The organism is Arthrobacter sp. SLBN-53 (assembly GCF_006715585.1).
Classification (GTDB): Bacteria; Actinomycetota; Actinomycetes; order Mycobacteriales; family Mycobacteriaceae; genus Mycobacterium; species Mycobacterium neoaurum_A.
The window spans coordinates 1,245,822-1,271,221 of sequence record NZ_VFNN01000001.1; the positions used below are offsets into that span (position 1 = coordinate 1,245,822).

A 25,400-nucleotide genomic window follows, 5' to 3' on the forward strand; every position below is an offset into this window, starting at 1 on the left:
ATTATTACTGATCGGTAAGTTTTGGCCCGCGTCCCGATGCGACCGGCACCGCTTCGGACAACCGGTCCCGCATCACCCGCTCGACCCATCCGGCCACCAAACCGACCAGATGCTCGGGACTGACGACGCCAGGGGTGGCGGTCCGCCACGCCGCGACAGCCTCCACGGCAAGCGAATCCACACCGTCGCGAAGGGCTTCGGAGATCGCGGACGCGACATCTGCGTACTCCCGCGGATCGCGGTGCGCACCGCCCATAGGTTGCCGCGGCCCCAGAATTGCCACGTCCAGCCCCAATACGTCGCCCACATCGCGGCCGGCGCGGACGGTCTCGAAGAATTCGGCGATGTGTGCCGAGGTGAACCCGCGCGCGAGCAACCGATCGATGGTCTGCAACTGCATCAGATGCACGGCATCGTAGAAAGCCGCACGCCCCACCCGGCGCGGTGGATCCAGCAACCCACGCTCGCGGTAGGCGCGAATATTGCGCGCACTGACCCCGGACGCACGCGCGAGGTCGTGCAGGCGATATTCGGCCGTGGTCAAGCGGCCATCACCGCCCGCTGGCCGCAGACATGCACGGTCATGATCACACTGTAGCGCGCGCTCGTGCTGTTCGAGCAAACTGATAAAAGGCTTAGAAACAGCGCCGATGCACAGCACGGCAACGCGGTGAGAGACGTCACCGGAAAATGATTCGCAATTCGTCCCATCAATTTGGGACCATTCATGCCAACCGATACGACCACCCGAGACGACGGAAGGGGCCGGTGCCGTGCGTCCCTGGATCGTCTGGGCCACCGGATTGCTGGCCTATATCGTGGCCGTGCTCAACCGCACCACCCTCGGCGTCTCCGGTCTCGAGGCGGGCGAACGCTTCCACGCCGGCCCGAGCATGTTGTCCACCTTCGTGGTGCTGCAGATCATCGTCTACGCCGCGGCGCAGGTTCCTGCGGGAGTGTTGCTGGACCGGTACGGGTCCAAGGTGTTGATCATCTCCGGCGCTGCCCTCATGGCGGGCGGGCAGCTCGCCATCGCGCTGACCCAATCCCTGCCGATGGCGCTGACCGCCAGGGCCATCGTCGGACTCGGCGATGCCATCACCTTCATCTCGGTGCTGCGCCTGGTGCCGCACTGGTTCCCCGCCCGGCGGGTCCCGCTGTTGACCCAGCTCACCGGCATCAGCGGCCAGTTCGGCCAGGTGCTCTCGGCCGTGCCGTTCCTGGCGTTGTTGGGGGTCGCCGGGTGGACCTCGGCGTACCTGTCGGTGGCGGCCTTCGCCGTGCTCGCCATGGTGCTGGCGGCGGCGTTGATCCGCAACACCCCCGACGGCAGGCCGGCCACCACGTCCGCGCTGAGTGTGCGGGCGACCCTGGCCAACGTCCGTACCGTCTGGCTGCGGCCGGGTACCCGACTCGGGTTCTTCACCCATATGGGCACCCAGTTCTCGGTGACCGCCTTCGCGCTGATGTGGGGCGTCCCCTATGTGACGACCGCGCAGGGCCAGACCCGCGGTGTTGCCGGGATGCTGTTGACCATCTCGGTGCTGACGGCGGTCGCCGCCGGGGTGGTGCTCGGCATCCTGTGTGGCCGATTCCCGCATCGCCGGTCCCGATTCGTCCTGGCGATCATCGGCAGCAACGCCGCCATCTGGACGGTCGTGCTGGCCATACACGGTCAGGCACCGTTGTGGCTGTTGGTCGTGCTGGTGGTGATCATCTCCGTCGGCGGGCCGGGTTCGATGGTCGGTTTCGACTTTGCCCGGACCTTCAATCCCAGCGCGACGCTGGGCACGGCGCAGGGCATGGTCAACATGGGGGGCTTTCTGGCCTCACTGATGCTGATGCAGGCAATGGGCTGGATCCTGGACGTCGCGGGCGGATACTCCCCCGAGTCGTTCCGGCTCGCCTGGACGGTTCAGTACGTGGTGTGGGCCGTCGCGGTGATCGGCATCCTGGTGACCCGACGCAAGACATGGCGGCAGTTGGGACTGCAGGGCGACGCCTCCGACCGGTGGTTGCTGGAGACCTTCGATCCGGAGCCAACCGACCTCAGGCGCTGATTCGCGCCGCCACCGCCGCCGCCGTGTGCCGGTGCCCGACCGTTTCGTGGCCGATGACGACCACCACCGGCGCAAGCGTGGTCACCAGCAGGCACACCGCGATGGGCACCCCGGAGACCGCGAGCAGCACCGAACCGGCCAGCACCGCGCTGGCCAGCAGGCTGAGCGCCAGATGAACTCGGCTGGTGGCCCGCAGCATCAGGGCGTGCAACAGGTAGATCAGCCAGATGTAGACCGCCACCGGCACCGCCACGGTCGCCACGCAGGCCGCCGACCCGAGCTCGGAATGCTCCTCCAGGTAGTAGGCCGCCAGGTGCAGACCCGCGCCGGTGCCGACGATCGCTCCGTACAACGCGATGGGTAGGTAGCCGAACCAGAACGAGGTCTCGCGGTGTGCGTGCAAGAGCTCACCGGCGGGCACCATGAAGTACATCCACCACATCCCGAAGGTCAGGCCGACACCGGCGACCGCGACCAGGATCGCCTCGGTACTCCAACCGTGGTCCGACACCACCGCCGTCAACGTCGCCACCGTGCCCACGACGCCCTCACCGAGGGCGATGATGGCCATCAACCCGTACCGCTCGGCGATGTGGTGGGCGTGCCACGGTGTGCCGCCCGCGCGGCGTTCGGCCACCACCGGACCTGCCATCTCGAACAGGGTCAGCGCGATCACCAGCAGGCCCGTCACGAGCAGCCCGGTGTGCAGCAGAATCACTGCGATCCAACCGATCTGGGCTATCGAGATGATCGCGGCGTAGGTCAGGCAGGCCCGCCGCCGTGCCGGATCCTGGCGCGCGGCCCGTAGCCACTGCGCGACCATCGCGACGCGCATGACCACGTAACCGGCCACCATCACCACATTGTCGACGTGCCCGCCGTGCTCCAACGAGGCGAACATGGCGGGCAGTCCGAGCGCCAGGATCAACACGCCCACCATCTGCAGCATGGTCGTCAACCGATACACCCAGTCATCGGTGTCGTATGCCGACGCGAACCAGGTGAAGTTGATCCACGCCCAGCACACGGCGAAGATCGCGAAGGCGAATCCGGCCAGACCCGCGCCGACGTGCCCGGCGGCGAAGGCGTGGGCGAACTGCGAGGCCGCGACTCCGAAGGCGATGACGAACGTTAGGTCGAACAGCAGCTCCAGCGGGGAGGCCACCCGGTGCGACTCGTGCGGATCGCGCCCGGACATGACCGATATGCCGCGCGGCCGCCTGTCGACAGTGCTCACCGCAGATTCCCCCTCCCACCGGCGCGCGCCGGTCACCGACAAGATTCAACACGCTAGCGTGGGCGCGTGCCCCCGACCGGTGACCCTGCCACTGCCGTCGGTGTCGTGCTCGCCGCAGGCATCGGTTCACGTGTCGGAGCCGACGGAAACAAGGCCTACCTGGCGCTGGCCGGCAGGCCGATGCTGGCCTGGTCGCTGCGCGCGGTGGCCGACACACCGGAGATCGGTCGGGTGATCCTGGTCTACCGGCGCGGTGAGTTCGACATCGCCGAAACGATGGTGCACGCCCAGCTCCCGGACCGCACCATCGAACTTGTCGAGGGCGGCGACACCCGACACGAATCCGAGTTCAACATGCTCTGCCACATCGCTGCCGATATCGAATCCGGGGCCGTGGACGTCGTTCTCATCCATGACGCCGCCCGCCCGCTGGCCGGGCCGGAGATGATGCGCGCCGCCCTGGACACCGCACGGCGCTTCGGCGGCGCGGTCCCGGGAATCGCCGCGGTCGGACTGGCCAGGGCCGGGCAGGACGGTCTGCATCCGCTCACCGAATCAATGGTGCGGGTGCAGACGCCACAGGCTTTCCGCGCCGAGCCCCTGCTGGCGGCCTACCGCCGCGCCGACGTCGAGGCCTTCGACGGCACCGACACCTCGGCCTGCGTACAACACTTCACCGATGCCGATGTGCGTGTATTCCCCGGTGCGGCAAGCAATTTCAAGGTCACCTATCCGCCGGACATCCGGCTGGCAGAGCACCTGCTCACCGGCAGGCGATGACGGCCTCCAGCAGCGCCGCATCCGCGGGTAGCTCCACCGGAACCGCATCGGCATCACCGTCGACGATGACCGCGCCGGACAGGCTTTCAACGGGTAGGCGGTCTGCACGCATACCCCGCGGATACTGCAGCAGCCGCAAGGTGGAGCGGTCCACCGTCGCGGTGATGGTGCCCCCGGCATCGACGGTCTTCACTGTGTCGGTGACCGGCAGCACCGGCACCACCAGCTCTGCGCCGTCGGCCAGGGCACTGACGACCCTGTCGATCATGTCCGCCGCCATGAGCGGGTGACGGTGATCGGCCAGCAGCACGTGGGTGGCGCCGTGGCGGCCGGCGCGCACCCCGGCCAACACGAGGCAATCCGCTCGGGTCGCGGAAGCGTCGACGGGCAGGATCTCGGTGGGCAGACCGGCCAGTGCCGCATCGAACCGGTCCGCGAAGGCCTCGTCGACGACCACCAGCACGTGGGGGGCCACCCGGGACAGCGATCGCACCATTCGACGCACCGCAGGGTCACCGCCCAGCGGTGTGAGCGCGCCGCCCGGGTTCTCCTGGGGCGCGAACACGATGACGGCGGTGAGTTCCACGGCGGTCAGGGTAGCCCGTTTGCCCAGCGTGATGGCCGGGTAAAGAGCTTGTACGGATCAATGGCGATCCTGTTAGCCTTTTGATCACAAAGGTGTGTAACAAATCAGCCATCCCGCACGACAGAGGGATGTCGCCCGAATCAGTCGGGTGGGGAAAGGTATAAACCACATGCTCAAGGTGTCGCGCACGAAGCTTGCCGTCGTGATCGGCGGGATCGCAGTAGCACTGCCGATGTCGGCCGGGATCGCCTCTGCCCAGCCCGACCTCAGCAGTGTCGTCAACACGACCTGCACATACGACCAGGTGATGGCCGCGATGAATGCCCAGCAGCCCGATCTGGCCGCGCAGTTCAACGCTCAGCCGATGGCCCTGGGCATGCTGCGGTCCTTCCTGTCCTCGGGACCGGTGGAGCGTCAGAACACGGTCAACCAGATCGCTGCCTACCCGGGTGCCGCCAGCTACCTGGGCGCGGTGCAGAACCTCGCGGGTACCTGCAACAACTACTGATCACCGCGGTATCGATCACGCTTGTCGAATGTCCCGTCCTCCGGTTCGGAGGGCGGGACATTTCGCTTTCGCAAGGACGCCGCGAGCACGCTCAGTCCCATTGCACAGGCGAACACGCCGAGGATCAGGTGCCGTGGCCAATCGGACGCGGCATAGGCCCACAGCTGCAGGCCGCCGGCCACCAGGGCCATCAGGCCGAATGTGAATCCGGCGATGCGCAGCGCCATGGGACGAGTGTGCCAGGGCCCGCAGCGGATGGCGCTTACAGACCGAGCGATTTCGCGATGATCACCTTCATGACCTCGCTGGTTCCGGCATAGATCCGTGCCACCCTGGCATCGGTGTACAACCGGGCGATCGGATACTCCATCATGTAGCCGTAGCCACCGAACAACTGCAGGCAGCGATCGACCACCCTGGCCTGCATCTCGGTGCAGAAAAGTTTGACCCGGGCCGCGTCGGCGGCCGACAGCTCACCGGCGACCAGCAGGGCCACGGCACGGTCGAGCATCGCCTGGCCTGCCTCGACCTCCGCAGAGCAGGCAGCCAGCTCGAACTTGGTGTTCTGGAACGACGAGACCGACGCCCCGAAGATCGTCCGGTCCCTGGTGTAGCGGATTGCCTCGGCTATCGCCGAGCGTGCCTGGGCCACCGACCCCACCGCGATGGTGAGCCGCTCCTGGGGCAGGTTCTGCCCCAGGTATCCGAATGCCTCACCTTCCTGTCCTAGCACATTGGCGGCGGGCACCCGCACATCGACGAACGACAGCTCCGCGGTGTCCTGGACCTTGCAGCCCATCTTCTCCAACTCACGGCCCCTGGTGAATCCGGGCATCCCGTCCTCCACGACGAAAAGCGTCAGACCCTTGCGCCGGTTGTCCGGGTCGGTGGCGGTGCGCGCGACGACGATCACCAGGTCGGCTTGCATACCGCCGGTGATGAAAGTCTTGGCGCCGTTGAGGATCCAGTCCTCACCATCACGGACCGCCGAGGTCCGCATGCCGGCCAGATCCGATCCGGTGCCGGGTTCGGTCATCGCGACCGCGGTCAGCAGCGTGCCGTCGGCCAGCCCGGGAAACCAGCGACTGCGCTGTTGCTCGTCGGCGTAGTGCAGGAAGTACGGCAGGATCACCTCGAGCTGGGTGCGCACCGTGGACAACGTCACCAGGGCACGGGCCGCCTCCTCCTGCAGCACCACGTTGTAGCGGTAGTCCGGTTCGCCCCCTCCCCCGTACTCCTCGGGAATGGCCATCCCCAACATGCCAAGCGCACCCATCTTCTCGAACACCGCGCGCGGCATACGGCCGGCCTTTTCCCAGTCGGGATATGCGGGCACGACCTCCTTCTCGACGAAGTCGCGGGCGAGCTCGCGGAACGCCTCGTGGTCCTCGGTGAACAGATCTCGTTGCACTGCAGGCTCCTTTCGCTCAGGCCACGAGCTCGACGAGGGTGGCGTTGGCGGTCCCACCGCCCTCACACATGGTCTGCAACCCGTACCGAATACCGTTGTCGCGCATATGGTGGATCATCCGGGTCATCAGCACCGCACCCGATGCGCCGAGCGGGTGGCCCAATGAGATGGCGCCGCCGAGCGGATTGAGCCTGGCCTCGTCCACCCCGGTCTCGGCCAGCCAGGCCAGCGGAACCGGCGCAAACGCCTCGTTGACCTCGAACACACCCACCTCGTCGATCCCGACGCCGGCCTTGCGTAACACCTTCTCGGTCGCCGGAATGGGAGCGGTCAACATCAGCACCGGGTCGGCTCCGGTGACAGCCCCCGCCCGATAGCGGACCAGCGGCGTCAGACCCAGGTTCAGCGCCTGGTCGGAGCTCATGACCAGCAGCGCTGCAGCACCGTCAGAGATCTGCGAGGAGTTCCCGGCGTGGATGATGCCTTCCTCGGTGAAAGCCGGTTTGAGACCGGCAAGGGTATCGACCGTGGTGCCTCGTCGGACACCCTCGTCGAGGGTGATCACGTCGGTTTCGGTGAACACCGGCACGATCTGGTCGATGAAGGCACCGGAATCCTGCGCCGCAGCGGCACGCTCGTGCGACCGCGCGGAATACTCATCGCAGCGCCCCCGCGAGAGCTCCCACTTCTGGCAGATCATTTCGGCGGACAGACCCTGATTGAAGGTGAAATCCTCATATCGGGCCAGCACTTTCGGTCCGTATGGCTGTCCTGTGGTGCGCGCCGCTCCCAGCGGGACGCGGCTCATCACCTCGACTCCACCGGCGACCACCACATCTTGCTGGCCCGACATGACGGCCTGCACAGCGAAGTCCAGCGCCTGTTGACTCGATCCGCACGCCCGGTTCACCGTGGTGCCCGGGATCGATTCCGGCCAGCCGGCCGCCAACACCGCATAGCGACCGATGTTGCTCGATTGATCACCCACCTGCGATACGCAGCCCCAGACCACGTCGTCGACGAGTGTCGGGTCCACGCCGGTGCGTTCGGACAGTTCGTTGAGCACCATGGCGGACAGGTCCGCGGCGTGCTGCTCGGACAGACCACCGTTGCGCTTTCCGACCGGGGTGCGCACGGCTCCTACGATGACGGTCTCGCGCATTACGCCTGCTCCTTCGTCGTGGGCGGGTGCGCCCTGGTGTCGGTGAATTCGGGCCCGATTGCACCCGCATCGCGCAGGGCGGCCACTTCTGTTTCGCTGTAACCGATTTCGGCCAGCACGGTATCGGTGTGCTCACCGAGTCCCGGAACCGCTCCCATGCCCAGTTCGAAGCCGGTGATGATGGGGGGCGGAAGCAACGCGGTGATCTCACCGTGCGGAGTATCGACAGCCCGCCACCGGTCGCGTGCCGTCAGATGCCGGTGATTGACGACCTCGCTGGGGGTGTTGAAGCGTGAGTTCCCAATCCCGGCGGCATCGGCGGTTCGCTGGATGTCCTCGAGATCGTGTCGAGCGCACCATGATTCGATCGCAGTGTTGAGTTCCTCACGGTGCGCGCACCGCTGGACGTTGGTGGCCAGGCGCGGGTCGTCGGCCAGGTCGGGACGATCGATGATCTCCCGGGCGAGTCGCTGCCACTCTCGATCGTTGGTGGTTCCGAGCACCACCGTGTGTCCGTCGCGGGTTCCGAACGCTCCGTACGGCGCGACGGCCGGTGAACCCATTCCCAAGGGCTGCTGGTCCATTCCGGAATGCTGGGCGTAGGTCAGCGGATATCCCATGATGTCGGTCATGGTGTCGAACAAGCTGACCGAGACCGCCGGCGCAGCATCGCCACCGCCTGCGGCACGGCCCACCAGGAGCGCGAGAATCGACAGGGCCGAATAGAGGCCGGTGGTGATATCGGCGACCGGCGGACCCGGTTTGGCGGGCATGCCCGGATGCCCGGTGGTCGCACATGCTCCGGATTCGGCCTGCACCAGCAGGTCGTAGGCGCGCTTACCCGAGAGCGGGCCCCCGGCCCCGTACCCGTCGATCTGTACGGGGATCACGTGCGGATGTCGCCGCTGCAGATCCTGCGGACCCACGCCCAACCGGTCCGTGGCGCCGGGTGCGAGGTTGGAGACGAAGGCATCGGCGCCGGCCAGCAGGCGGTGCAGGACGTCCAGGCCGGCGGGTGACTTGAGGTTCAGCGTCACCGAGTGCTTGCCCCGGTTCGCCCAGACGAAATGCGCGGCCATGCCGTTGACGACATCGTCGTAGGACCTGGCGAAATCGCCGCCGTCGGGATTCTCGATCTTGATGATCCGGGCCCCGAAGTCGGCGAGCACCCTGGTACACATCGGCGCCGATATCGCCTGCTCCATGGCAACGATCGTGATGCCGGCAAGTGGACCTGTCACACAAATCACATAACCATGCCGATGCCGACCGGCAGGACACGACCCGTGGCAACGCTGATGCAGAATGCGATTCTCACAAAACGAGATCGGAAGTATCCTGGCCCGGTGACCGACAGCGACACCGAACCCGCCTGGAAGCAACGCGCCGTGGAGCGCTCGCTTCGGCCGGCCAAGCTGCGTGCCGCGCAGCGAGTGGAGCGCTTTCTGCAAGCCGCTCAGTCGATCATGGCCGAGAAGGGCAGCACCGACTTCACCGTCCAGGAGGTGGTCGACCGGTCCCGACAGTCGCTGCGCAGCTTTTACCTGCAGTTCGACGGCAAGCATGAACTGTTGCTCGCACTGTTCGAGGATGCGCTTGGCCAACTGGCCGATCAGATTCGTACTGCCATCGCCGGGCACACCGACCCGGTCCAGCGCCTGCGGATGACCGTCGGATTACTGTTCACGTCCGCACGTTCCGAGGCCGCCGTGCAGCGCCCGCTGTTCAGCGATGTCGCGCCCCGGCTGTCGGTCTCCCATCCTGCCGAGGTGATGGTGGCCCAGGCGCCCGTGCTGAACCTGCTGTCGGACTTGATGGCCGACGCGGCAGCGGCGGACAGGCTGCGGCCCTTCGCCGACCCTCGCCGGATCGCTCGGATCACGATGCAGACCGTCATGACCTTCGCGCAGTCCGGTGACGGTGACACCGCCGACGATTCGGTCAGCGCGGACGAGATGTGGGATTTCATCGCGCACGGGATCACCAACGGCGGCTGACGGTTCGCGCGCCGTCGTAGGCTCCGACGATGACGACGATCGGCAAAGCGCGCTCACTCGGGTTGGTCACCGGCGCCTATCTCGTGGCGGTGGCGGTGGCCGCGGCGTGGCTGTGGTGGGGTCCGTCCACGGCCATCCTGTGGCTGGACACCCTGATCGCCGACGTTCTCGCGACCCTGGTGATCTTCGTGTTCAGCCGGATCTATCGCAATTCGAGCTTCTATGACGCCTACTGGAGCGGCATCCCGCCGCTGTTGTTGTTCTATTGGTGGTACCGGTCGGCCCCGGACGTCGATCCGTTGCGCGCGTGGCTGATCACCGTCGTCATCGTGCTGTGGGCCCTCCGGCTGACCGCGAACTGGGTCTACGCATTCCCAGGACTGCATCACGAGGACTGGCGCTACCCGATGTTCAAGCAGCGGGCCGGACGATTCGAGATCGTGGCTGATCTGGTCGCCATCCATCTCATCCCGACACTGCAGGTCTTCCTCGCGATGGTGCCGGTGTACATCGCCATCACCCGGCCGGGTTCCGGTCTGACCTGGTTGTACTGGGTGGCGCTGGTCATCGGGGTCGGCGCGGTGGCGCTGGAACTCGTCGCCGACGTGCAGATGCACAGGTTCGTCGCCGAACGCCGGGAAGGCCAGGCGATGGACAAGGGGTTGTGGAGTTGGTCGCGGCACCCGAACTATTTCGGCGAGTTCAGTTTCTGGGCGGCACTGGCGTTGTTCGGTATCGCTGCCGCACCCGAGTATTGGTGGTTGTCGAGCCTTGGCGCGCTGGCCATGCTCGCCATGTTCCTCGGTGCCAGCATCCCGATGATGGAGGAACGCAGCCTGACCCGTCGTCCCGACTACCAGGATGTCATCGACCGGGTGTCGCGCTTCGTCCCGCGGCCGCCGAAATACTGACCTATACGCCGAACGGCTGCCCCCTGTACAGAAGGCAGCCGTTCGACGGATGGGTCTTTTCAGTAGGTGGGCACGAAGACGTTGTTGATCCACACGCCCCAGTGGTTCCATCCGCTGTCCCACACCTGAGGCTGGCCCTGCGCCCACGCCGGGTCCACGGGCTTGGGCGGAGCCCAGGCCGGCGCGGTGCCGACGGACGGTCCGGCGGGCGGAGCCGGCGGCATCGGGTGAGGCTCGGCGGCAGCGACACCGGCGACCGCGAGCGGTCCGGCGACCAGGCCACCGGCAACGGCTGCGCCCGCGATCAGCTTCTTCACATTCACATTCATCAGACGTCATCCTGTTCTGTGAGAACACCTACCTGAACGACTCGATGGTTACCGCCGGTTTCCAGGGCCTAAACATCGTCGTGCCATCTGTGACCGGGCTCTCATGGGCGTCTGGGGACTCGGTGCATCGGCCGGCGCCGACAAGGGTGCGACTAGCCGAGCGGCTACCCTGGACCGGTGAGCTCAACCGGCGGATCGGGCGACTACAGCGTCGCCCAGCAACGCGTCATCGCAGCATCGCTGGAACTGTTCGGGGAACATGGCGTCAGCGCCACCTCGTTACAGATGATCGCCGATGCTGTCGGGGTCACCAAAGCCGCTGTGTACCACCAGTTCAAGAGCAAGGACGAGGTTGTCATCGCCGTCATGGCGAGTGAGCTCGCCGCGCTGGCACCCGCGGTCGAAGCCGCCGAGGCCGAACCCGATCCGCAAGCAGCCCGCGACATCCTGCTGGCCCGCGTCGTCGACCGAATGGTCACCCGGCGCAGGCTGACTCGCGTCCTGCAGTACGACCCGGTCGTGGTGCGCCTGCTCGATGAGCACCCACCGTTCGCTCAATTCATGGGCCGGTTGCACAGGGTGTTGCTCGGCGCCGGAACCGATCCCGCTGCACGGGTGAATGCGGCGGTCATGTCCGCAGCACTGAGCGCGGCCCTGATCCATCCACTGGTCACCGACGTCGACGACGCCACTTTGAGCCGGCACATCCTGACAGTGGCCAGGCGCATCCTGGTCCCCGCGCAGAGCTGACGGTGGGTCGGCCCCCGTGGTCAACGGATCATCTCGGGCGGCGGTTGCGCACCTCGGCTTGTTAGCCTTCGACCATGGATCGACGGTTCGCAGGCCGTAGCGCCTGGCTGGGCGGGGTGCTCGCCCTCGTTCTGATCCTGTCCGGATGCGCCTCGACGGTGCTCGACGGCCGCCCGGTATCCATGCTCTACGACCCGCAGCGCGCCGGCGGACTGCCCGCCCGCGACGGACCGAGCGGGCCACGCCCCGACGCTCCCCCGCCGGTGAGCGTCGCCGAGAACAGCGATGGCGGCCCGGTGGACCAGTTGGTGTTGCGGGCCGTCGACGACCTTGAGGATTTCTGGTCACAGAACTGGGAGGGCGCTCTCAGCGGTACCTATGGCCCGGTGTCGCGACTCGTGTCCTACGACGCATCCGATCCCGCGTCACCCACCGTCTGCGGCAACGATCTCTACGACCTGTCGAACGCCTTCTACTGCTTCGGCGACGATGTGATGGCCTGGGACAGAGGCCAGTTCATCCCCGGCGCAGCGCAGTACTTCGGTGATATGGGCGTGGTCGGGGTGATCGCCCATGAGTTCGGCCACGCCGTGCAGGCCAAGGCCCACCTGGTCGAGAAGGCAACGCCCGTGCTCGTCAAGGAGCAACAGGCCGATTGTTTCGCCGGCGTCTATCTGCACTGGGTGGCATCGGGCAAGTCACCGCGATTCGACCTGAGCACCGGCGACGGGCTCAATCACGTTCTGGCCGGTGCCATCTACATCCGAGACCCGCTGATGACCCAGGAAGAAGCCATCCTGACCGGCGACGCACACGGGTCTGCCCTGGACCGGATCAGCGCCTTCCAGATCGGCTTCGCCGGTAACGCCGATCAATGCGCGGCCATCGACATGGCCGAGATAACGCAACGTCAGGGCGATCTCCCGAAGTTCCTGTCCTATGACTCCTACGGTGATCCGTCGGCCAGTGACAGCCCGATAGACGAACAACTGCTGACCAGCTTGATGGACACCCTCACCCAGATCTACCAGCCGGCCAGCCCGCCGTCACTGAACCTCGACATGGCGACCTGCCCTGACGCACAAACGGTTTCCCCAGCGTCCTACTGCCCATCGACCAACACCGTGAACGTCAACCTCCCCACCCTGCAGGCGTTGGGGACCCCGAAGGCCGAGGACCAGGGCGTACTGTTGCAGGGCGACAACACCGCGCTGTCGATCGTGACATCCCGGTACGCCCTTGCCCTGCAGAAGGAACGGGGCGACCCGCTGGATACGGCCGTGACGGCGCTGCGCACCGCGTGCCTGACCGGCGTAGCGCAGGGCCGGATGGCCGAACCCGGCGGCACACTTACACTGTCGGCCGGTGACACCGATGAGGCGATCTCCGGGCTGCTGACCAACGGTCTGGCGGCCAGCGATGTCAACGGCGTGACCGCGCCGGCCGGTTTCACCAGGATCCTGGCGTACCGGTCCGGCCTGGGTGGCAATGCCGAGACGTGCTATCAGCGGTTCGGTACCACATGACGCGGCCACCGAACCCGAATCAGCCGCCGGGACAAGCCCAGCCATGGTGGGCGCGGCCCGGTGGGGCGGCACCGCCGGGACCCCCTCCGCAGGCATCCCCGCGGATGCCATACCCGCCCAACCAGGGGCCGCCGGCGCAACGACCTCAACCCCGGTATCAGGTGCCGCCCGCACCACCTCGACAGCCACCGCAGCCGAGTCGGCCACCGCAGACAGCCCCACCGCCAACACCGGCACAGCGCCCGCCGGTCGACCCGAACCGCTACCTGCTCCGGCCGGACCAGCAGGCCGGTGGACATCGACGGCAACAGCGGACACCGGACCACCGGCGCACGATCATCATCGCCGGACTGACAGCCGTCGCCGTCTTCGGCATGGGTATCGGTATCTGGCAGTTCGGATTCGACCGCGCTCCGGTGATCAAGGTCGAAACGGCCGAGGCGGGGGTACGCGCCATCCTGTCGGACCCGATCAACGGATACGGCGCCAACTCCATCAGCGCACTGCGGTGCAACGGCGGCAAGAATCCGTCGGCCGCCAAGGGCGACAGCTTCACCTGTGACGTCGAGATCGACGGTGCCATCCGGCAGGTGTATGCCGAGTTCACCGACGACCACGGCACGTTCGCCGTGGACGGGCCGCGGTGATCAGGTACCGGGACGTTTGTGCTGCTGGCCGTGCACGCCTTCGGCATACGCCGTTTCTGCGTGCTGGGTGAAGTCGATGCCGGAAAGCTCGTCCTCGCGGGTGACCCGGAACCCCATGGTCGCGTCGATCACCTTGCCCAGCAGGAACGACACCGTGAACGCGAACGCGGCGACCACGACGATGCCCAAGGTCTGCTTGCCCAACTGAGTGATCCCGCCACCGTAGAAGAGGCCTTCGGGACCGCCCGACACAGCCTCGGCGGCCAGCAGACCGATCAGGAAGGTACCGACCACCCCGCCGACGAAATGCACTCCCACCACGTCGAGCGAATCATCGTATCCGGCAGCGAATTTCCACCCGATCGCATACGAGCACACCACGCCTGCCACCAGACCGACCAACACGGCGCCCAGCGGTGAGACGAACCCGCACGAGGGCGTGATGGCGACCAGGCCGGCAACGACGCCGGAAGCTGCGCCGAAGGTGGTCGGGTGTCCGTCACGGAAGCGCTCGACTGCGAGCCAGCCCAGCATGCCGAGGCACCCGGCGACAAGAGTGTTCAGGAAGATCACCGCGGCCTTGCCATCCACGGCGAAGGCGGAGCCCGCATTGAATCCGAACCAGCCGAACCACAACAGCCCGACGCCGAGCAGGACGAACGGAAGATTATGTGGGCGCATGGCCTCGGATTTGAACCCGATGCGCGGGCCGAGGACCAGCGCGAGCGCCAAAGCCGATGCTCCCGAGACGATCTCGACAACCAGTCCACCCGCGAAGTCGAGCGCGCCGAAGACCGAAAGCCACCCGCCCGGCCCCCAAACCCAGTGGGCGACCGGCGAATACACCGCCAATGTCCACAGCGCGACGAACAGCGTCCACGCCGAGAATTTCGCGCGGTCGGCGATCGCGCCGCTGACCAGAGCCGCGGTGAGAATGGCGAACGCCAACTGGAAGGTCACGAACAGCAACTCGGGCACATTGGAGCGCACCGCGGACACATCGATACCGGACAGCCCGAGGTGGCCGAGCCCGCCGATGAGTCCACCCCCGGCGTCGGTGCCGAAGGCCAGGCTGTAGCCGGCCACGATCCAGGTGACCGTCACAACCGGGATGGCGATGAAGCTCATCATGATCATGTTCAGCACGCCGGTGGAGCGGACCATACCGCCGTAGAAGATCGCCAGACCCGGGGTCATCAACAACACCATCGCGGTGCTGACGAGCAACCAGGCGGTGGCGGCGGGGTCGATCTGCACGCGGGCTCCTTCGTCGGGGCAAAACGCCCGGACGACTATGACACAGCGTGCGCGCCCGTGATCTCCCGATCGGCCTATTTCAGCTACTTGACAGCGACGACGGCAACCGAACGCTGCGGGGGGCTCCCGCGGGCGCCGCCCCGACTGCCGGAACACCCAGGAGCCGGCGCACGGACTTAGCCAGCGATGCAATTGTGGGCGGCAAACCTAGGTCATTCGCCGACCGCTTTCCTGCGGACGATTTGCCATAGCTGCAACTACCCGTAAAAACCGTCATTGACCAGCGGATTTAACTCAGTATTGCGTATTCTTCGGTTCGCTCAGCAATTTTTACGAGAGCGTCAAGCCAGGATCGGGGAGCAATTGATGACGGTGGACGGGACACGGGAAGCACATCCGGACTGCACGGGTGAACGCCGAGCCCAGCAAGCACGACTGTGGCTCGGCGCGGGGGCGATGACCCTCGGCATGGGGGCAGTGATGCTCGGCGGCGCGGCCATCGCCGCCGCCGACTCGGATGCACCCTCGGGTCCCACCCGCACCGGGTCGTCCGACAGTTCGGATTCGTCGTCCTCCGACGCGGGGGCGTCTTCCGCAGGACCGGTGAAAAGCAGCGGTGGATCGTCGCGCGAGACTGTCGCCTCCTCGTCGGACGATTCCGAGGACAGCGTCGGTTCGCGCGGCAAGGACGACTCCGACGAAGCCGGCGACTCCGACGACAGCTGGGGCGCGGCATCCCCCACCCGCGGCTCCGGTCTCGACGACGATGATGCAGCCTCCGAAAAGACCACGGAGACCAACGGAGGCGCCGAGGAGGCGGTCTCCGAAGAGGTCATCACCGAGGAAGTCGTCGAAGAAGTCAAGACCGTCGACGAGGGCGGCACGCTGGGTACCGGCGGCGCGCACGAGTCCACAAACACTCCGCAAGCACCCGCCACCAGTTCCCCGGTGATCTCGGACGGTTCGTCGACGTCCACGTCACCGGACCCCGACAGCACTGCCCTGGCCACTCCGGCGGTCACCGACAGCGGGTTGAGCACCATCTCCGGATCATCCGGCGCCAGTTTCTACACGCTGGCCTCCACCTCGAGCGCCGTGGGTCGCGTGGCGGCGCTCTCCCCGGCCGTCACTCCTGCCGCTGCGGTAGCGCAGGCGAGCAACCCGTTCGGCCTGCCCACTCCCGAAGAATTGCTGCGCGGGCTGCAGGAACTCGGCACCAACCTGTACTTCGCCGTGATGAACCAGCTCTACGGGTTCCAGCGCAGCCTGACGGCGCTGCGCGACGATGTGATCGGCATCCTCGGGTTCACCCAGGAGGTGATCACCCGGTCGCTGCCGTTCGGTAACCCGACAGGCAATGCGCAGTACTTCGTGCAATCCGGCGACTTCCTTTCAGCCGGACTGGCGACCGTGGCCATGGCCTACGCGCAGTTGACCCACGGCGCGGTGGACCTTCCGGGCTTCCTGGCCGCGGCGGCGAAGACCGCAAGCCTGGTCAAACCCGGCACGATGGTCTATCTCGGTCCCGACATGCGGATCGTCTATTGGACGGACAGCTATGAAGTGCTGCAGGACAAGGATGTTCGCATCATCCTGCGCAACTACGGCACCGACCAGGCGAGCAAGGCATTCAACGACCTCACCAACGGCCTGGCAGACCCGACCAAGGCCATGATCGTCCCGATCACCGGCCCGATATCAGGTGGCGCGGGCGTGCGAGAGAAGATCGTTGTCGTCATCGGTGTCGACAACGTCAACGGAACGGTCACCATCAACGACCCCACCCGGGACGACGGGCAGGGTCTGGTGCTGAGTTACGACGACTTCATGGATGCCTGGGGGTCGAAGAAGTACGAGTTGATCACCACCCAGCTCACCAGCTCACCGAACGTGGCACCGGACGCATCCGAGACCAGATGGGTCTGGTCCTTACCCTCGATTCAGCAGATCGGTTCGCGGGTCGCCGCCGCGTTCGTGCACCAGGTCCAGGTCTTCCAGGAGAACATCACCGACCTCAGCGACGATCTATCTCGCACCTTCGGCATCGCACAGCCGGAGCCCATTGGCCCGCCATCGTCCGGTGATACCGAGTACGGGAACTACCTTGCCAACTACCAATACTGGAAGTACCAGGGCAGTTTCGGCACATGTGCGCTGATGGCCACCGCGGCCGTGATCGCCCAGTTGACCGCAAACGGTATGCCGGTCGACATGGATGCGATCGCCGCCGAGGTGCAGCAGTTGGCAGAGACGCTGCCCAGCGGCATCAAGGTGGGTGAGCCGATCTATACCGAGGGAAACGGGGGAACATTCCGGGAGGACGTCATCACCCTGCTGAACAGATTCGGCATCAATGCCGACTACACCACGTATCTGAAGAACGAGGGATCGCTGGCGCTGGACAATATGACTGCCGCGCTGGACCAGGGCCAGTCGGTGATCGTCAGCGTCAACAACAAAGTGATCTACGACGCGTGGAACAAGCAGTTCTTGGGTGATCGCTTTGCGCGGTACTGGGACGGGCTGGACGTGTCCAATCACGCCGTCACCGTCCTGAGCGTCAACATGACCAAGGGCGTCGTCTACCTCAACGACAGCGCACCGGTTCACGGCCAAGGACTCGCCGTGCCACTCGATCAGTTCATGAAAGCCTGGCAGACGAGCCTTTTCGCCCTCACCACCGCCGAACGCGACAGTAGCGCCGCCGGCTGAGGCCGAGTATTTCGCAGGCGGGTGATGGGGCGGTTCACGCCGCATCACCCGCCTGATCTCGCAGCCACCCGCGCACTGCACCCCGGTCGCCCCCACTCCAGGCAAGGATCCTCATGTCTTCCCGCACAGTCCGGCTCACCGCAGCCGCCGCCATCACCGCAACCGCAACCCTTTTCGCCGTTCCGGCCGTCGCGGTGGCCGACCCGTACGACGATGACGACGGCACCGTGCAGGTCGACTCGCCACCCGCGGAGGAGCCTGCAGAAGAACCACAGCCAGAGCCGGAACAGCAACCCGAGCCCGAGCCCCAGCCCGAGCCGGAGCCCGCTCCGGAACCGGAGCCACAACCCGCACCGGAGCCCGAACCCGAACCTGCGCTGGGCTCAGCGCCGGATACCGAGCCAGACCAGGCCGGTGAGACCGGCGCCCAGCAGGACGATCCGGGCGCTCCCTCCGACGCCCCCGGCGCAGACCCCGACACCCAGCCAGGCGCCGATGATCCGGCGCCCTCCGAGCAGTCGCCCGACGCTGACACCAACCCCGATGACACCAACCCCGACATCGCCTCCCCCGATATCGCCGACATCGATGCCGGCGACCTGGAGACGGCAACACGTGCGGAGCCCGAATTCAGCGAGGCCACAGAAGCATCGGTGACGCAGATCGAGCAGCTGGAAAGCCTCGTCGAGTCGCAATACCTTTCGGAATCCAGTTCGGTCGTCACTCAATGGGACTCGTCCTGGGTTCAGTACACCCAGTGGTATCAGCCGATGCTGATCAGTCCGTACCGCACCCCGGTGACGATCGCCTACGTCGCGGACGGGCGACCCTACATCACCGAGCTCGCGCCGCTGCGGCCGACGGTGCTCACCGTGCCGCAGGCGGGGGTGCACAGCTTCACCGCGGTGGTCAACGATCCGGCCGGCCGGGTGACAAACGTGTCGGTGGGCAGCTTCTCCGGTGGCGGCTATGTCCCCGCGCCCGGTCAACCCCCGCCCGCCAAGCCCGCCGTGCCGACAACGTATGAAAACGTGTTGGTGTCTTTCAAACTCGGCGACGCGTCGTACAAGCCTGTGGTCGTCAAGAAGGTGGTCGACCTCGGTGACGATCCGGCTCGGTCACTGACCAAGGTGCTGCTCGACGAGGAGACACCGGCGTGGGGCACCTGGGGCCCCACCGACTCCGGACGGCGCAGCTTCACCGTCTCGCTCACCGATCGGCTTCCCGGACTGAGTACACCGGGAACCGACCTGCCCCCCGGCTACCGCCTGCAGGCCGAGGAGCGCAGCACCGCGGAGAAGGCCGACTCGTCGACGCCGGTGCTCGCCTGGGTCGCCGCGGGTCTCGGCGGCATCGCCGTGCTGGCCGTGATCGGCGCCGTGGTGAGCGCTCGGCGACGACGCCAGGGGTGATCGGACTACGCGCGAGTCCGATTCGCCCGCGGCGAAAAGCAATCCGCCTCGGGTAGGGCGATCCAGGACGTTGACATGCAAGTGGCTGCTTGCATAACATCTTGTGGGTGGGTGATGTCTTCAAGGCACTGGCAGATCCCACACGCCGCACGATCCTCGACGAGTTGACCGAGCGCGACGGGCAGACCCTGTTCGAGATCTGCGCGCGTCTGGCGTCCAAGCATGGACTCGGGTCCTCACGACAGGCGATCTCGCAGCATCTCGATGTCCTGGAGGACGCCGGCCTGGTGAAGACCAGACGTGCAGGCCGTTACAAACTTCATGACATCGACACCACACCGCTCAGACCGATCGTCGAGCGATGGCTCGACAAGCCCGCCACCGGTTCGACACCAGCGAAAGGATCATCGTGAGAATCACATTGGCCAGCGTCTTTGTCGACGATCAGGACAAGGCGCTGCGCTTCTACACCGAAGTCCTCGGTTTCCGACTGAAACACGATGTACCGATGGGTGACCACCGATGGATCACCGTGGTGTCGCCGGAGGATCAGGACGGCACCGAACTCGTCCTCGAACCCGACGAACACCCTGCGGTTCGGCCGTTCAAGCAGGCCCTGGCCGCCGACGGCATTCCGTTTACCGCGTTCTCCGTCGACGACGTCCATGCCGAGCATCGACGCCTGAGCGAGATCGGCGTGTTGTTCACCCAAGATCCGGTGACCATGGGACCGGTCACCACCGCCGTGCTCGATGACACCTGCGGCAACCTCATCCAGATCCAACAGACCGCCTGAACCCGTCACGGGCACACCCCTCAGTCGGGGAAATCGGCGCTACGAGAAAGTGTTTCGTTTCTGCGCAGCTCTGCCAAGGTCTGCTCCAGCTCATCGATCACCGCCTCATATCCACCGTTGCCCAGCACCAGACGCCGAGGCGGCGGGTCCTGAGCCATTGCGGCGATCACCGCACGGGCACCGCGATGTGGATCACCTGGCTGAACACCGTCCATCTCGACGAAGGTTGCACGGACCTGCTCGAGCATGTCGTGATACTCCGAAATCGGCTCGGCGACCGGCTCGTTGGCGAATCCGGAGTAGGCGTTCGTGCGAAAGGCGCCCGGTTCCACCGCCAACACCGAGATGCCCTGCCCGGCGACCTCGACACGCAGCGCATCGGTGACGGCTTCGACGGCGAACTTCGTCGCGCTGTAGTAGCCGAAACCGGGTGCCGACACCAGCCCTGCCACCGAGGAGACATTGACGATCCAGCCGTTTCCGCGGGCACGCATCCCGGGCAACACCGCGCGCGTCACGGACAGCACGGCGAAGAAGTTCAGTTCGAACATGGCCCGCAACGCCGAATCGTCCATGCCCTCGATCGATCCGTACCAGCCGCGGCCGGCATTGTTGACCAGTACGTCGATACCGCCGAACCGCTCCTCGGCGGTCAGTACCGCCCGCCGCACCTGGGCGGCATCGGTGAGTTCCAGCGGCACCACGAGAACCCGATCGCCGTACTGATCGGCCCATTCCGCCAGCTCTTGCGGGCGCCGGGAGGTGATCGTCACGCGGTCCCCCGCCTCCAGGGCCGCATCGGCGAACGCCATCCCGAAGTTGCCGGGCGTCCCGCCGGTGATGAACCATCGCCTGCTCATGCCTCACACACCAATCGGCTGATCGACGCGCCGTCCAAGGTGAAGCGGAAGTGCAGGTCGACTACCCCGCCGGGGAAGTCGCCCGCCAGATGCTGAGTCACGTCAACACCGTTGTCGGTCCTGGTCGCCCCGACGAACTCCGAGGTGTAGGTGAACTCACCGGCCGACGCGGCCAGCCAGGCACCGATCTCATCGCGGCCCGTGTAGTCGCGGCCCTCGTCGGTCACCACGGCGTCGGCGGTGAAGGTGGCGACCGCTCGGCCGTCCTCCGGGGTGGCGTGTGTGGTCATGAATGTCTTTACGGGGTCTGGGAGAGCATCCCATTCGGTTGTGGTCATGGCGCCACCGTCGGGCTTCCCCTAAGGGGAAAGTCAACACCCCGGTCGGCATCGCGCCGCGCTCTTGACCTTCCCCTAGGGGCAACCTTCAAGATGGCCTTGTCCACGACGGGGACGGCCGACGATAGTGGACGGCCAACGATAGAGGAGGACACTGTGGGCGCACAGGTCTCGATCGGTGACTTCGCGGTGATGACCAGTCTGAGCAGAAAGGCGTTACGTCACTATCACGACATCGGCATCCTCGAACCGGCCCACATCGACCCCTACACCGGCTACCGCTTCTACGACACCAGCCAGGTCGATCACGCGCACATCATCCGCCGATTCCGTTCCATGGGAATGTCTATTCCCGATATCAAGGCGCTGCTGAGCACCGAGGACGCGATCGCCCGCACCGAGATCATCACCACTCACCTCGAGCAGATGGAGGCGCAACTGCAGCAGACCCGGGACACCGTCGGTGCGCTGCGTGAGTTGCTCTCCCCCGTCAAGCCTCCGGCCGAGGTCGCTGTCCGCCAGGAGTCATCGCTCGCCGTATGGTCCGTCGGCGGCATCATCGATGTGTCCGATATCGACGATTGGTTCTCTGCAACACTGCAGAAACTGAGAACCGCCGTCGCCGCTGCCGTGGGCGCGCCGGTCGCGGTGACCCCGGGCGGGCTCTATGAACGCGCGTTGTTCCTCGAACAGCGTGGCAGCGCAACGATGTTCGTGCCCGCACCGACATCGGCAGAACCTCCCGACGGAATCGATGCCACCACCCTGGCCAGGTCGGAGTTCGCAGTGCTCACCCATCCGGGCGGTCACGACGGCATCGACCGCAGTTACGCCGCGCTGGGAATCTATGTCAACGAGCACCTGATCAGCGGCCAGGGACCGATCCGAGAGCACTACATCGGAAGCACCCTGGCAGAACCGACAGCGTTCACGGCCACCGAGATATGTTGGCCGATCTTCAGCACCACGGCGGCGGACTGACGGCAGTCACCGCAAGCCGGGCATTTCACTTCTGTGGTGCGCGAGGGGGGACTCGAACCCCCACGTCCGAAGACAATGGCACCTAAAGCCATCACGTATGCCAATTTCGTCACTCGCGCTCTGACGGTCAGACTACCGCCTCCCGTCAGAACGATGTTGTCAGAGGCCTGCCCTAGCGTCGGTGTCAACGAGGGGGGTCTCGACGATGCACACGCAGGACGACTTCACACGAGTCAGACGGCTCATCGATGCGGGCTTGAACGACTGTGCGATCTCCAGACAGACCGGCATCCCCCGTCGCACCGTATGCGACTGGCGCCGCGGCAAGAGCGCGGTGATGCCGCGGTCGACGTGCCGCTACCACGACTACAGCGTGCTTCCGTCCGATGCGTACAGCTATCTGTTGGGGTTGTATCTGGGCGACGGCTACATCAACCGTTCCCGTTACCTGTTCCGGCTGCGGGTGACCCTCGACAAAAAGTATCCGGGGATCATCGAGGGTTGCCGGGACGCGATAGACAAGATCATGCTCGGCCAGCATGCGACGGTGTTTCCTCGGGTCACCGGCTGCGTCGATGTATCGCTGTACTCGAAGCACTGGCCGTGCATCTTCCCGCAGCACGGACCCGGGCCAAAGCACCTTCGTCCGATCGTCCTGGAGCCGTGGCAACAGGCCCATGTCGACGCCGCCACCGAGGAGTTCGTCCGTGGCCTCATCCACAGCGACGGGTGTCGGGTGGTCGCCAATGATCGCGGGGTCGCCAGCATCCGCTATCACTTCACCAACCACTCGACCGATATCCGTAACCTCTTCTGCGCGGCCCTCGATCGGCTCGGCATCCCATGGACCCAGAACAGTCGCTACGTCATCGCCGTCTATCGCAAGGCGGCGACCGCACGACTCGACCAGTTCATCGGGCCAAAGACCTGAAATCTACGGGCGGTAAAGTCGACCTATGTCCACTACACGACGTAGGAGACCGGCGCTCATCGCGCTGGCCACCGTCGGCGCCACCGGCTGCATGCTGCTGGCCTGGTGGCAGTGGACCCGCTACGAATCGAACTCGGGCACTTTCCTGAATCTGGGGTACGCCCTGCAGTGGCCGATGTTCGCCGCCTTCTGCGTATACGCGTACTACAAGTTCGTCAGGCTGGAGGACGCGCCACCGACCTACGAGGAGCCCGCGGACACCAACCGCGCCACCGAGATCCCCGCCGGCCTGCTCCCCGAGCGTCCGGCCGCCGCGTCGACCGTCGATGACGACCCCACCCTGCGCGAATACAACGCCTACCTGGCCGAGTTGGCCAAAGCGGACACCCCCGAGGACAGGAACACCAGATGAGCACCCCCGAAAGCCAGGAAACCGCGACCCCCGCCGTTCCGCTGCCCTCCATCCAGAAGGCGCTGGCGAGCTACCGGGTACTGGCGTGGACGACCGGCCTGTGGCTGATCGCGTTGTGCTACGAGATGGTCATGAAGTACGGCTTCAACGACGACTCGCTGAGCTGGATCGCGGTCGTGCACGGCTGGGTGTACTTCGCCTACCTGATCGCCACGGCGAACCTGGCCGTCAAGGTGCGCTGGCCGTTGGGCCGCACGCTGGGCACCCTGATCTCCGGCACCGTGCCGGTGTTGGGCCTCATCGTCGAGCACTTCCAGACCCAAGACGTGAAGAAGCGGTTCGCTCTGTAGCCACCGTCGGGCGCACCGCGGGTATCAGCAACGCGCCGACTGCCGACACGGCCGAGACCGCGGCGGCGACGATCAGCGCAGCCCGGAAGCCGTCGAGGGTCGGCACTTCGTGACCGCCGGCCGTCATCGTCATCCCCGCCAGGATCGCCCCGATCACCGCGCTGGAGATCGAGGTACCCAACGACCGCGCCAGCGCGTTGAGACCGTTGGCGGCGGCGGTCTCCGAAAGCGGCACCGCGGCGTTGATCAAAGCGGGCATCGACGCGTAGGCGAAGCCCACCCCGATGCTCACCAGGACGTTGAGCACCAGTACTTGCGGACCGCCGCCCAGCAGCCACAACCCGGCCAGATACGAACCGGCGATCACCACGCACCCGACGCACAGCGTGAACCTCGGCCCCCGAGCACCGGCCACCCGCGCCGCGAACGGCGCCACGAGCATCATGGCGATCCCACCCGGGGCCATCCAGAGCCCGGCCTCGAGCATCGACATGCCCAGCCCGTAACCGGTCTCGGCGGGAAGTTCGAGCACCTGCGGTGCGATCAGTGAGAGCGCGAACATCGCGAAGCCGACCCCCACCGAGGCGATATTGGTGATCAGCACCGGCGGGCGCACCGAGGTGCGCAGGTCCACGACCGGCGAATCGAACCGCAGCTGCCAGGCCACGAAGATCGCGCACACCACGAGCGAGGTGCCGAACATCCCGATCGTCAACCCGGACGTCCAGCCCCAGTCGCGCCCCTTGGTGATGCCCAGCAGCAGGGTCACCAGTGCCGCCGCAAGCAAAAGCGCGCCCAGCGGGTCGAGGCGGTCGGTCGAACTGGCAGGCACCGCAGGCACCAGCGTGGCGAAGAGCACCAGCAGCACGACACCGATGGCCGCGGCGAACCAGAACAGCGCATGCCAGGAGAGGTGTTGGGCAATGGCCGCCGACAGCGGCAGCCCGAGTGCGCCGCCCACCCCCAGCGACGAACTCATCAACCCCATGGCGCTGCCGACCCGCTCGGCGGGCACAGAGGCCCGCAGGACGCTGATGCCCAGCGGGATGATGGGGATACCCAGGCCCTGCATACCGCGACCGATCACGAACGGGATGAGGGTGCTGCTCGACGCGGCGATCACCGAGCCCGCGATCAACACCATCGCGCAGGCGATCAGAATGCGCTTCGGACCGTACAGATCCCCGAGCCTGCCGAACACCGGGGTGGCCACCGCCGCGGTGAGCAGGGTGGACGTGATCGCCCATGAGGCGTCAGAAGCACTGGTGCCGAGCAGCTTTGGCAGTTCGGGTATCAACGGGATGAGCAGTGTCTGCATCAACGAGACGCTGATGCCGGCGGCACACAGCACCGCGACCAGCACACCGGGATGGGCCGCCGAGACTCTCCGGAAAGGCCGCGGCCGATCGACTGACACCACGCCCGGGAGCATTACACGTTAGCTGCG

At 66.1% G+C, this 25,400-nt stretch carries 28 protein-coding genes and 1 tRNA gene; 16 read left to right on the plus strand and 13 right to left on the minus strand.

From position 1 onward, the window contains the following. Positions 1–4: 4 nt before the first annotated feature. Positions 5–799 carry a MerR family transcriptional regulator gene (locus tag FBY28_RS05895; protein WP_216847520.1) on the minus strand — a complete coding sequence of 265 codons (795 nt, stop codon included), beginning with the start codon at positions 797–799 and terminating at the stop codon, positions 5–7. Here FBY28_RS05895 and FBY28_RS05900 point away from each other — a divergent pair. Beyond that, the gene (locus FBY28_RS05900; RefSeq protein WP_141865084.1) at positions 774–2,060 is read left to right on the plus strand and encodes an MFS transporter; all 1,287 of its coding nucleotides are present in this window, start codon (positions 774–776) and stop codon (positions 2,058–2,060) included. The two genes, FBY28_RS05895 and FBY28_RS05900, sit on opposite strands and share 26 nt — an antisense overlap. Here the strand turns inward: FBY28_RS05900 and FBY28_RS05905 are convergent. After that, positions 2,050–3,297 (minus strand): low temperature requirement protein A, encoded by a 1,248-nt coding sequence (locus tag FBY28_RS05905; protein ID WP_286177789.1) that lies wholly within the window; start codon positions 3,295–3,297, stop codon positions 2,050–2,052. The two genes, FBY28_RS05900 and FBY28_RS05905, sit on opposite strands and share 11 nt — an antisense overlap. A gap of 66 nt (positions 3,298–3,363) precedes the next feature. Here FBY28_RS05905 and FBY28_RS05910 point away from each other — a divergent pair, with 66 nt between their 5' ends. Then, complete coding sequence (locus FBY28_RS05910) at positions 3,364–4,077, plus strand: IspD/TarI family cytidylyltransferase (RefSeq protein WP_216847521.1); 714 nt, start codon at positions 3,364–3,366, stop codon at positions 4,075–4,077. On the opposite strand, the gene FBY28_RS05915 is transcribed toward FBY28_RS05910, so the two are convergent. Continuing rightward, positions 4,061–4,663, minus strand: a complete 603-nt coding sequence (locus FBY28_RS05915; RefSeq protein ID WP_141865086.1) for an IspD/TarI family cytidylyltransferase — start codon at positions 4,661–4,663, stop codon at positions 4,061–4,063. The two genes, FBY28_RS05910 and FBY28_RS05915, sit on opposite strands and share 17 nt — an antisense overlap. A gap of 169 nt (positions 4,664–4,832) precedes the next feature. Between FBY28_RS05915 and FBY28_RS05920 the strand changes: the two genes are divergently transcribed. Continuing rightward, entirely contained in the window at positions 4,833–5,171 is a 339-nt protein-coding gene (locus FBY28_RS05920) for a hemophore-related protein (RefSeq protein ID WP_019511607.1), read from the plus strand. Here the strand turns inward: FBY28_RS05920 and FBY28_RS05925 are convergent. From FBY28_RS05925 to FBY28_RS05940, 4 genes are read right to left on the minus strand one after another with little or no spacing between them, the layout of a single operon-like run. Beyond that, positions 5,165–5,398 carry a hypothetical protein gene (locus tag FBY28_RS05925; protein WP_141865088.1) on the minus strand — a complete coding sequence of 78 codons (234 nt, stop codon included), beginning with the start codon at positions 5,396–5,398 and terminating at the stop codon, positions 5,165–5,167. The genes FBY28_RS05920 and FBY28_RS05925 overlap by 7 nt on opposite strands. Before the next feature lie 35 nt (positions 5,399–5,433). Continuing rightward, entirely contained in the window at positions 5,434–6,582 is a 1,149-nt protein-coding gene (locus FBY28_RS05930; RefSeq protein ID WP_141865090.1) for an acyl-CoA dehydrogenase family protein, read from the minus strand. A gap of 16 nt (positions 6,583–6,598) precedes the next feature. Next, complete coding sequence (locus tag FBY28_RS05935; RefSeq protein WP_141865092.1) at positions 6,599–7,744, minus strand: thiolase family protein; 1,146 nt, start codon at positions 7,742–7,744, stop codon at positions 6,599–6,601. After that, positions 7,744–8,985, minus strand: a complete 1,242-nt coding sequence (locus FBY28_RS05940; protein WP_141865094.1) for a CaiB/BaiF CoA transferase family protein — start codon at positions 8,983–8,985, stop codon at positions 7,744–7,746. Before FBY28_RS05940 ends, FBY28_RS05935 begins: the two co-directional genes overlap by 1 nt. Before the next feature lie 105 nt (positions 8,986–9,090). Here FBY28_RS05940 and FBY28_RS05945 point away from each other — a divergent pair, with 105 nt between their 5' ends. Further along, positions 9,091–9,741 carry a TetR/AcrR family transcriptional regulator gene (locus FBY28_RS05945; RefSeq protein ID WP_141865096.1) on the plus strand — a complete coding sequence of 217 codons (651 nt, stop codon included), beginning with the start codon at positions 9,091–9,093 and terminating at the stop codon, positions 9,739–9,741. A gap of 29 nt (positions 9,742–9,770) precedes the next feature. After that, complete coding sequence (locus FBY28_RS05950) at positions 9,771–10,652, plus strand: DUF1295 domain-containing protein (RefSeq protein ID WP_174241546.1); 882 nt, start codon at positions 9,771–9,773, stop codon at positions 10,650–10,652. Positions 10,653–10,711: 59 nt separating this feature from the next. Here the strand turns inward: FBY28_RS05950 and FBY28_RS05955 are convergent, their stop codons facing one another. After that, complete coding sequence (locus tag FBY28_RS05955) at positions 10,712–10,981, minus strand: hypothetical protein (RefSeq protein ID WP_216847522.1); 270 nt, start codon at positions 10,979–10,981, stop codon at positions 10,712–10,714. A gap of 177 nt (positions 10,982–11,158) precedes the next feature. Between FBY28_RS05955 and FBY28_RS05960 the strand changes: the two genes are divergently transcribed. The 3 genes from FBY28_RS05960 to FBY28_RS05970 all read left to right on the plus strand — a co-directional run bounded on the left by FBY28_RS05960 (position 11,159) and on the right by FBY28_RS05970 (position 13,904). Continuing rightward, a complete protein-coding gene (locus tag FBY28_RS05960) occupies positions 11,159–11,731 on the plus strand; it encodes a TetR/AcrR family transcriptional regulator (protein ID WP_141865098.1) in 573 nt (190 codons plus the stop codon). Positions 11,732–11,805: 74 nt separating this feature from the next. Beyond that, a complete protein-coding gene (locus tag FBY28_RS05965; RefSeq protein WP_141865099.1) occupies positions 11,806–13,257 on the plus strand; it encodes a neutral zinc metallopeptidase in 1,452 nt (483 codons plus the stop codon). Positions 13,258–13,361: 104 nt separating this feature from the next. Beyond that, positions 13,362–13,904: a DUF4333 domain-containing protein gene (locus tag FBY28_RS05970; RefSeq protein WP_216847523.1), complete on the plus strand. Its 543-nt coding sequence runs from the start codon at positions 13,362–13,364 to the stop codon at positions 13,902–13,904. On the opposite strand, the gene FBY28_RS05975 is transcribed toward FBY28_RS05970, so the two are convergent. Beyond that, the gene (locus FBY28_RS05975; RefSeq protein ID WP_141865104.1) at positions 13,905–15,161 is read right to left on the minus strand and encodes an ammonium transporter; all 1,257 of its coding nucleotides are present in this window, start codon (positions 15,159–15,161) and stop codon (positions 13,905–13,907) included. 366 nt (positions 15,162–15,527) lie between these two features. On the opposite strand from FBY28_RS05975, the gene FBY28_RS05980 reads away from it, so the two are divergent. From FBY28_RS05980 to FBY28_RS05995, 4 genes are all read left to right on the plus strand, one after another. Further along, positions 15,528–17,873, plus strand: coding sequence for a C39 family peptidase (locus FBY28_RS05980; protein WP_141865106.1), 2,346 nt, complete (start codon positions 15,528–15,530; stop codon positions 17,871–17,873). A gap of 113 nt (positions 17,874–17,986) precedes the next feature. Then, entirely contained in the window at positions 17,987–19,285 is a 1,299-nt protein-coding gene (locus FBY28_RS25970; protein WP_216847524.1) for a hypothetical protein, read from the plus strand. Between the two features lie 107 nt (positions 19,286–19,392). Then, positions 19,393–19,698: an ArsR/SmtB family transcription factor gene (locus FBY28_RS05990; protein ID WP_141865108.1), complete on the plus strand. Its 306-nt coding sequence runs from the start codon at positions 19,393–19,395 to the stop codon at positions 19,696–19,698. Beyond that, positions 19,695–20,081 (plus strand): VOC family protein, encoded by a 387-nt coding sequence (locus FBY28_RS05995; protein WP_141865110.1) that lies wholly within the window; start codon positions 19,695–19,697, stop codon positions 20,079–20,081. The genes FBY28_RS05990 and FBY28_RS05995 overlap by 4 nt, the downstream gene beginning before the upstream one ends. Positions 20,082–20,101: 20 nt before the next feature. Here FBY28_RS05995 and FBY28_RS06000 read toward each other — a convergent pair whose 3' ends face one another. Together FBY28_RS06000 and FBY28_RS06005 are read right to left on the minus strand one after the other, a co-directional pair. Beyond that, positions 20,102–20,941, minus strand: coding sequence for an SDR family NAD(P)-dependent oxidoreductase (locus FBY28_RS06000; protein WP_141865112.1), 840 nt, complete (start codon positions 20,939–20,941; stop codon positions 20,102–20,104). Then, positions 20,938–21,279, minus strand: a complete 342-nt coding sequence (locus tag FBY28_RS06005) for a hypothetical protein (protein WP_216847525.1) — start codon at positions 21,277–21,279, stop codon at positions 20,938–20,940. Before FBY28_RS06005 ends, FBY28_RS06000 begins: the two co-directional genes overlap by 4 nt. A 156-nt stretch (positions 21,280–21,435) precedes the next feature. On the opposite strand from FBY28_RS06005, the gene FBY28_RS06010 reads away from it, so the two are divergent. Further along, on the plus strand, positions 21,436–22,260 hold the full coding sequence (locus FBY28_RS06010; RefSeq protein ID WP_141865114.1) for a MerR family transcriptional regulator: 825 nt from the start codon (positions 21,436–21,438) through the stop codon (positions 22,258–22,260). 34 nt (positions 22,261–22,294) lie between these two features. On the opposite strand, the gene FBY28_RS06015 is transcribed toward FBY28_RS06010, so the two are convergent. After that, a tRNA-Leu gene (locus FBY28_RS06015) sits at positions 22,295–22,379 on the minus strand. Positions 22,380–22,597: 218 nt separating this feature from the next. On the opposite strand from FBY28_RS06015, the gene FBY28_RS06020 reads away from it, so the two are divergent. The 3 genes from FBY28_RS06020 to FBY28_RS06030 are packed head-to-tail and all read left to right on the plus strand — an operon-like array spanning position 22,598 to position 23,953. Continuing rightward, positions 22,598–23,191, plus strand: coding sequence for a hypothetical protein (locus FBY28_RS06020; protein ID WP_216847526.1), 594 nt, complete (start codon positions 22,598–22,600; stop codon positions 23,189–23,191). Positions 23,192–23,216: 25 nt separating this feature from the next. Continuing rightward, positions 23,217–23,603, plus strand: coding sequence for a hypothetical protein (locus tag FBY28_RS06025; protein ID WP_141865118.1), 387 nt, complete (start codon positions 23,217–23,219; stop codon positions 23,601–23,603). Continuing rightward, positions 23,600–23,953 (plus strand): DUF3817 domain-containing protein, encoded by a 354-nt coding sequence (locus FBY28_RS06030; RefSeq protein ID WP_141865120.1) that lies wholly within the window; start codon positions 23,600–23,602, stop codon positions 23,951–23,953. Before FBY28_RS06025 ends, FBY28_RS06030 begins: the two co-directional genes overlap by 4 nt. Here FBY28_RS06030 and FBY28_RS06035 read toward each other — a convergent pair. After that, entirely contained in the window at positions 23,901–25,373 is a 1,473-nt protein-coding gene (locus tag FBY28_RS06035) for an MFS transporter (protein WP_286177791.1), read from the minus strand. The two genes, FBY28_RS06030 and FBY28_RS06035, sit on opposite strands and share 53 nt — an antisense overlap. Positions 25,374–25,400: the final 27 nt, after the last annotated feature.

Excerpts from the sequence above, each read along its gene's own strand:
- FBY28_RS05935 (WP_141865092.1), bottom strand. The coding sequence starts at position 7,744 with ATGCGCGAGACCGTCATCGTAGGAGCCGTGCGCACCCCGGTCGGAAAG.
- FBY28_RS05925 (WP_141865088.1), bottom strand. The coding sequence starts at position 5,398 with ATGGCGCTGCGCATCGCCGGATTCACATTCGGCCTGATGGCCCTGGTG.
- FBY28_RS06020 (WP_216847526.1), top strand. The coding sequence starts at position 22,598 with ATGCCGCGGTCGACGTGCCGCTACCACGACTACAGCGTGCTTCCGTCC.
- FBY28_RS06005 (WP_216847525.1), bottom strand. The coding sequence starts at position 21,279 with ATGACCACAACCGAATGGGATGCTCTCCCAGACCCCGTAAAGACATTC.
- FBY28_RS05920 (WP_019511607.1), top strand. The coding sequence starts at position 4,833 with ATGCTCAAGGTGTCGCGCACGAAGCTTGCCGTCGTGATCGGCGGGATC.
- FBY28_RS06000 (WP_141865112.1), bottom strand. The coding sequence starts at position 20,941 with ATGAGCAGGCGATGGTTCATCACCGGCGGGACGCCCGGCAACTTCGGG.
- FBY28_RS06030 (WP_141865120.1), top strand. The coding sequence starts at position 23,600 with ATGAGCACCCCCGAAAGCCAGGAAACCGCGACCCCCGCCGTTCCGCTG.
- FBY28_RS05950 (WP_174241546.1), top strand. The coding sequence starts at position 9,771 with ATGACGACGATCGGCAAAGCGCGCTCACTCGGGTTGGTCACCGGCGCC.
- FBY28_RS05955 (WP_216847522.1), bottom strand. The coding sequence starts at position 10,981 with ATGAATGTGAATGTGAAGAAGCTGATCGCGGGCGCAGCCGTTGCCGGT.
- FBY28_RS05965 (WP_141865099.1), top strand. The coding sequence starts at position 11,806 with ATGGATCGACGGTTCGCAGGCCGTAGCGCCTGGCTGGGCGGGGTGCTC.
- FBY28_RS25970 (WP_216847524.1), top strand. The coding sequence starts at position 17,987 with ATGTCTTCCCGCACAGTCCGGCTCACCGCAGCCGCCGCCATCACCGCA.
- FBY28_RS06025 (WP_141865118.1), top strand. The coding sequence starts at position 23,217 with ATGTCCACTACACGACGTAGGAGACCGGCGCTCATCGCGCTGGCCACC.
- FBY28_RS05970 (WP_216847523.1), top strand. The coding sequence starts at position 13,362 with ATGCCATACCCGCCCAACCAGGGGCCGCCGGCGCAACGACCTCAACCC.
- FBY28_RS05980 (WP_141865106.1), top strand. The coding sequence starts at position 15,528 with ATGACGGTGGACGGGACACGGGAAGCACATCCGGACTGCACGGGTGAA.